This window comes from Mucilaginibacter sp. P2_D11 (assembly GCF_056404435.1).
Window position 1 is genome coordinate 72,693 of the sequence record NZ_JBFUEA010000020.1, and the last position, 6,398, is coordinate 79,090.

The window sequence follows — 6,398 nt, forward strand, 5'->3', positions numbered from 1 at the left end:
TTAATTGATTTTGTGTTCGCCCAATAAAGGGGTTGGTTCTGTTGATTTTAAAATTTCGGTATACAACGCTATGCTAAAAGGTTGTTTTAATTCAACCGAACGGTAGAGTGTCTGCTTGGCAACTCTTTGGATCAGGTCTGAAAAGCTATATGGTATAGTTTGGCTTGTGCAATATTTTATCAAGTCATTTAACTGCGCTTTATTCATATCCACACCAGTAAATATCCAATTGAACACCTCAGCAAGCGTTTCTGTATTTGGCCGGTCAAACACCAAGTGTAAACTTGTTCTCCTGCGCACAGCTGGGTCTAAAACAGTCATGCGGTTGGTGATCATAATAACCGCTAATTTTTTCTTGCTTTTTTGAATAGCATCAATTTGTTTTATGAGTACGTTCAGTCCTGCCCGGTCTTCGTGATGCGCCTGATTTTGGGCGCGGCTGGTAGCGATATCATCTGCTTCGTCAATAATTAACAAGCCCGCCTCATTATCCTTCAATTTAGCCTTAACAGATTCAAATACCTCAGTGATCCGGTTTGAGATTTCGCCCACTAAGCCTCCTCCTCTAATATTCGATGGAGTTTCAAATACTTTAACCTGCGTGCCAAGAAATTCCGATAAGGGGGTAGCGATACATTGCGCCAAAGCAGTTTTACCGCATCCTACCTCTCCCGATAAGATAATTAGCGGGTTACTGGTTTTAAGCAGCGACATAATAGGCAAGCCTTTGTGATGATGTTTCTTCTCCCAATCCACTAATTTGCTTTGATCAAGCAACAATTCCAGTGTTGTGAGTAATTCTTTTTTCTGATGGTCGATCCCTACAAGTGACGTAAAATCTTTCTTTGCATCTTTGTTAGGATGAATTACCTCTGCTAACCTAATTGCGTTGTCTACCATTTTCCTATAATTGATTGTTGAACACCAAAACCACCGCTTGCATAAGATTTTGCATAAGTTGCACTTCCAGTTAAGGCACTTCCACTACCCCAGCCCCACGCTATAAGCTGACGATTAACTTCAGCCAGGTTCGGTGAATAAGGGTCTTTTTTTATAAATAGATTTACTGTTATACCATCTAGCCCCCAAAAATCTATTCCTCCGGTCTGGTCATCTACCGCGATTGTTGAGTCTGCACGAACCTCATAGTGTATACCGCCTTTTTCACGGCCGTATGCATCCTTAAATTGCAGTTGAAAAGATTTAAGCACTTTTTTATCCAATAGGTATAGTAGCTCCCTGCGTGTCTTATCGGCGTAATCTTTGGTTATTAAATCCGCAGTCATAAGGCCAATCAGGTCTTCATATACTTTCCCCATAACATAACGGGCTCTTGCCTCTGTGTAGGTATTAGTTGCACTATTAACGTATGTATCTGACATAATAATTTCTCCTTAATCGCAGTGATTTTTAAAAGGGTTACCAAATAACTTAACTAACTCATCAGTTGCAAGCTGGTCTTCGCCATCTATGTTATAGCGAATAATTCTGTTCCAGCTATCGCGCGCATTTTCAAACCATGTAGCAAATTCGTTCAGCTTATTTTTATCCCATTTTGCAGTTATATTATTGCCGCTATTTACGGGGTCCAAGACTACCCAACCTGTCATACCTAAAATATTAGGTGCTGAATAATAATCAGTAAAATAAACCGGTTTTTGATTTCTTACAATATTGGCCAGGTAGCTGAACCACCTTGCTAAGGTTTCAGCATAGGTCTTTTCTACCCCCAGTTTGTCAAAGGCAAAAGCTGTCAACCAGTCTATGAGCGCGGTAGGGGGGCGGTTATCGACCCCTGTTGATTCCTCATAGTCTAAGTAATAAGAACTATCAGCCTGAAATTCTTTCCACCATTTCATCAGGCGGACGCATTCGTTATACTTAACACGCCCTGGTGAGGCCTTACTTGCCTTGGTCCGGCTGGTCGTAAACTCCCGATGTTTTTGTACTGAGGTCTTTAGCTTATCGCCGCTTTTCTTTATTAATATTTGCTCATCTATCTTACTGGTAGCCTGCATAGGCACGACATCAAATGCCAGGTCATTTGATAATATCAGGTTTACAGAGCTATTGGTAATATTTATGGTTGAGTTGGGGTAAGACTTTCTGACGTACTTTTCGAACTTGGTTAAAAGCTCTTCGAGTTTTTTACCGTCGGCATCCTCGGGTTTGATCACCATCGGTATATCAATATCATAACCATCCACCTCCGAATGCCCCATGTAGTGCCTGCGTAAACCTGTTTCTTTGGCATCTGAACCACCGCGAGGCGTACTAACTACCGTTACTCCATCGTCTTTGGCGTTTTTAATTACCCTTTCAGTAAGCGTATCAGCTTGTGATGTATTATATTCCTTTTTATCCGGATCAGGTGCGATCCAATCTACAAAGCAACACATGCGGCTATGTAATGTTGAGTGCGTTGTGAGCTGACTCATAAAATTTCCTCCTTTGTTAAAATTTAAAACGTATGTATCCTGTTCAGGCTCTTTGCCCGAAATTTGTGCCCGCGCGACCATTCCTGACCTTGCGGTAATAAAAACATTACAGATTTATCTCTTAAAAAAGGAGGGGAGAGTTTTGTAGATATCCAAATAGATGTATATTTGGTTGCACAATCTAATGAAGTTCCGCTTCATCTTAAGTCGATAAGCCTATTCTTGTCGGCTTTTTTTATGTTGTATCCATGTGTTTATGCGGCTCTTTTAATTAAATTATAAATTTGTAGCATGTGCTGGTCTTTAACAGTCCTGCGTATAAACTCATCAAAGTTTACGCTAACCACCTTAGCTGCTTTAGCCAATACCGACAAATGTTGATCCTCATCGGAAAGCACTATAGATAAATCTTGTGTTTGAGCGATGTATATAGAGCTAAGGTCACCAATAGAAGCATTACTTCTTTTCCCTGCCACCCAAACATCAAACCCATCATCCGGGTGCTCCGTTTGTAAAGCAGTATATATTTGAATCTGTTTTTTTAACATAAAACTATATTCGTTTAACCTAATAGCAGATATAGAAATGCTGTTTTGCAACAGTATGCTACTCAAAATATTGTATTTACCCACTCGGGACAGCAATTCCATATCGTTTATTATAAACATTAGTTCCTTACATTAAAATTTAAAACATTCAGTTCCTTCTTTAAATTATCTATTTTCTTCCCACTCAGCTCCGCTGCCTTAGACCACGACAGACGCCCTTCAGTTACTCCTTGTGTAACCATATTGTTAAACCTGGTCGCCTTTTCCTGGCATTTAAAACGACCAAAATCATTGGTATTATCGCCACCACTATACCACTCGTTATATGCCTGCCACCAATCATTATAAGTCCTGCTATCAATAAATTCAGTTTGCCTGGCCCTAATAATAATAGCTTGTATAGAAATACCATAAAGCTCTTTGATCCTTTTCAGTTCAGCCAACGATATTAAAGTGCGGTTTTTACCAAACTCAGCATATAATGCCTCATCAACAATTAGCACTGCGCCGGCGAAGAAATTACAATAAAACTCAATCTTATCATTCGAAAAACCTTCATCGAACGTTAATGCGACGTGGCCGAGCTCATGAAGGGCTGTAAAGCGCTTACGTTCAAGCGTTAACGACCTCTCATTCAAAACGATTATAGGTATGTTTTTATTTAACTGTCCACTTAATCCACAGAAATCCTCAGCCCGGCTTACCTCCACCACAAATATCCCCTTAGACTCCAGCATTTCAACAACATCCAAAATTGGCGAATTACCAATCTTCCACCGCTTCCTCAAAACTTTTGCAGCCTTCTCAATGTCTTTTTCGGTGTTGATTACCATATCCTCCAATGGGTTTTCAAACTGGCGAACATACCCCATGATCTTTTCTAACTCCCAAAATTTAGATATATAATCAATCACGGTATCCGTCACCTCCTTAAGATGGCTTTCTACATTAAAAATCTTGTGGGCATCTCTAAACCTGATATTCTCAAAGTTTAAACCAGCGACTGCACTTTCGTAAAAAAAGGAATAAGGCACGTTAAACAACTCTGCCAACTTTAGTAAAGTTTCAGCACCGGGTTTGGAATGGCCTTTCTCAAATTTAAAAATAGATTGCTTGGCTACCCCGACCTGATCAGCTAACTGCTGATAGGAGAAGTTCATGCTCTCCCGCAAATCTTTAAGCTTTAATCCTAATAAATTTTCCATATTCAAATATACAACATCGTAACCTAAAAAACAAATAAATTATTTTTTAGGTTACGACATCGCATTTTTATGCGATGCTATAGGGAAATCTTTATTTTATATTCCTTGATAATCTCTAAAAATGCTTCGGCATTACCTACGGCATCATCAACAGGGTTATGGGAGTGGCGGGTTTTGCGGAGGTGTTTGAAGTTCTTGGATGTGTCTTTAAAAATACCTTTATAAAAACTACCTAAATTTTGTGAACTATAACCGAACGGATTTGAATTTAAGAAATGGTGAAAGTACCAGCAAATAAACATCCAATCGAACCCATTATTATCACTAATAAAAATTGGTTTTCCAGTGTTCTTAGCAGCTATCCACTCCGCGAAATCAGTCATTACATTTAAAGGCGAATTGAATAATAAAGTTTCTTCTCTGCTAAAACCAGAAACAGCTAACGCTTCCGGCAAATACTTGTCCGAAATGGGCTTTAGCTTACCATAAAATGTTTCTTTTAAAGTTTCGTCAACGATCACTGCGCCAAAAGAAATCATGGAGTAGTCGCCTGGTATTGGACCATCACATTCAACGTCGACCATTATATACGCCATATTCGCAATTATTTTTTACAAGGTCGGAAAACACTACCGAATATTAAGTCGGCTGCGTTAGAAAACAAATAAATCATCTTAATCGATCCTCTCGCTGAAGAATTCTGCGGAGTGACGTCTTGTGCTCGTAACACTCTTAACAAAGATAATCATACTTAGATTAGGTCAACAATGGATAACTGAACATTATCTAAGAAATCACTACCACGCTGAATATTCCGGGGCCATTGATCAACGCGTTCCGGAAAAGAGTTCAGGGCGTTCCGTTAAATCTTGACGATGCTTAACCTGTTGATTTTAATATTTAAAATTGGCATAATTTAACACAACTCACTGGTCTAAGGGGAAAGGAACACTATGGTAAAGCACGCGGGGATGTCCAGTTACATCCGAAATCACCCAAAATGATCTGGACTTATATTCCGTCTCAATGACCTGAACAACTTTACTGGAAAGTTCTGACAGCGGAATTGCTGAAAATAACATTATCCATGTGACCGATTTGGTTTTGAGAAAGTCAAACAGATATCCATCGCTATCCATAAATACCTCAAAGATTTTATATAAATTAAGCAAAGACGACAATTGCCGGGCATAACGATTACCTCATATTATGATAACGACAGTTGTTTGCCTCATCGAAAATCGGCTTAACCCTTTCCATGCCCCAAATCATTTTTCCCGCTCGTTTTGGCTGCGCTAGGAAATATTGATTTCGTTCCGCAAAATGCCGATCGATAGCTACCATACAAGCTTCAACAGAATCATAATCGCTATTGTGAATAACTGCTTTTGCCAGACCGCTGAAAACCGACTCAATGACATTTAAGAACTGGGCGGAAGCTGGTAATGGGGCAAGTTCTACTTGTGGGGTAGTGGTGTCCAGGTTGATTTCCTCGATTCTAGCATAAAGCTTTTTAGAGGCGTGCCAGCTGGCCGCATCCCAGGAAAAAAAGATTTTCTCTTGATCGCCATACTGCATCAATAATATATCGACCAGTTTGATCATTTCCTCCGTATTCTTATGCCGGGAATAAAAATGCGTAACCTGATTGGTTGATAATTCCAGTGCGGCTGTAACAATTAGCCAGCCTTTGCTGCGCTGAAGTTGCGGCACAACTACGTTTTTTTTAGTGAACGTGCGGCCGCCCTTTAGTTTTACTGAAAAATGCCCGTACTCATCAACAGAAAAGAATTTCTCTTTTTTACCCAAATTTGCAAGTATTTTTTTTATACCATCTAATTTCTCCCGGAATAGAGGGTCAGGGCTCGTCAAAATTTCTCTTGATTTTCGAAAGCCGAAACCCAGGTTTTTCAGGTGTGTTGATACAGTCATTGCACCAATAGATTGCCCATGAGTTTTTTCGTAAACCGCTGCCAGATCCTCCAGGCGCCAGGAGGTTCGGTTTATACCATGCAATGCAGGTGATTCATGCAATATCTTAACAAGGTTGGTCCGGGTTATTTTAATACGTTCTTCAATTGCAGCATTAATACCAACAGGCTTAGGGATAATACCAGCTAGACGGTGCTTCCTATAATGATCGATCCAGCGCTGTATGGTTCTTACATTTTGTTCCACCTGGGCCGCCATTTCATGGACATTTCGTT

At 39.9% G+C, this 6,398-nt stretch carries 7 protein-coding genes; all 7 read right to left on the bottom strand.

Annotated elements, in window-relative coordinates; all coding sequences use genetic code 11:
* The gene (locus tag AC1DXC_RS24205; protein ID WP_477461753.1) at positions 1-900 is read right to left on the bottom strand and encodes an AAA family ATPase; all 900 of its coding nucleotides are present in this window, start codon (positions 898-900) and stop codon (positions 1-3) included.
* Complete coding sequence (locus tag AC1DXC_RS24210) at positions 894-1,382, bottom strand: HORMA-1 domain-containing protein (protein ID WP_477461754.1); 489 nt, start codon at positions 1,380-1,382, stop codon at positions 894-896. Before AC1DXC_RS24210 ends, AC1DXC_RS24205 begins: the two co-directional genes overlap by 7 nt.
* A 12-nt stretch (positions 1,383-1,394) precedes the next feature.
* On the bottom strand, positions 1,395-2,438 hold the full coding sequence (locus AC1DXC_RS24215; RefSeq protein ID WP_477461755.1) for a CBASS oligonucleotide cyclase: 1,044 nt from the start codon (positions 2,436-2,438) through the stop codon (positions 1,395-1,397).
* A 254-nt stretch (positions 2,439-2,692) separates the two neighbouring features.
* Positions 2,693-3,088 (bottom strand): hypothetical protein, encoded by a 396-nt coding sequence (locus AC1DXC_RS24220; RefSeq protein WP_477461756.1) that lies wholly within the window; start codon positions 3,086-3,088, stop codon positions 2,693-2,695.
* 17 nt (positions 3,089-3,105) lie between these two features.
* Positions 3,106-4,191: a helix-turn-helix domain-containing protein gene (locus AC1DXC_RS24225; protein WP_477461757.1), complete on the bottom strand. Its 1,086-nt coding sequence runs from the start codon at positions 4,189-4,191 to the stop codon at positions 3,106-3,108.
* 77 nt (positions 4,192-4,268) lie between these two features.
* Positions 4,269-4,787 (bottom strand): 3'-5' exoribonuclease domain-containing protein, encoded by a 519-nt coding sequence (locus AC1DXC_RS24230; protein WP_477461758.1) that lies wholly within the window; start codon positions 4,785-4,787, stop codon positions 4,269-4,271.
* Between the two features lie 601 nt (positions 4,788-5,388).
* A partial coding sequence (locus tag AC1DXC_RS24235) for an IS630 family transposase (RefSeq protein ID WP_477461759.1) occupies positions 5,389-6,398 on the bottom strand: 1,010 nt, incomplete at its 5' end.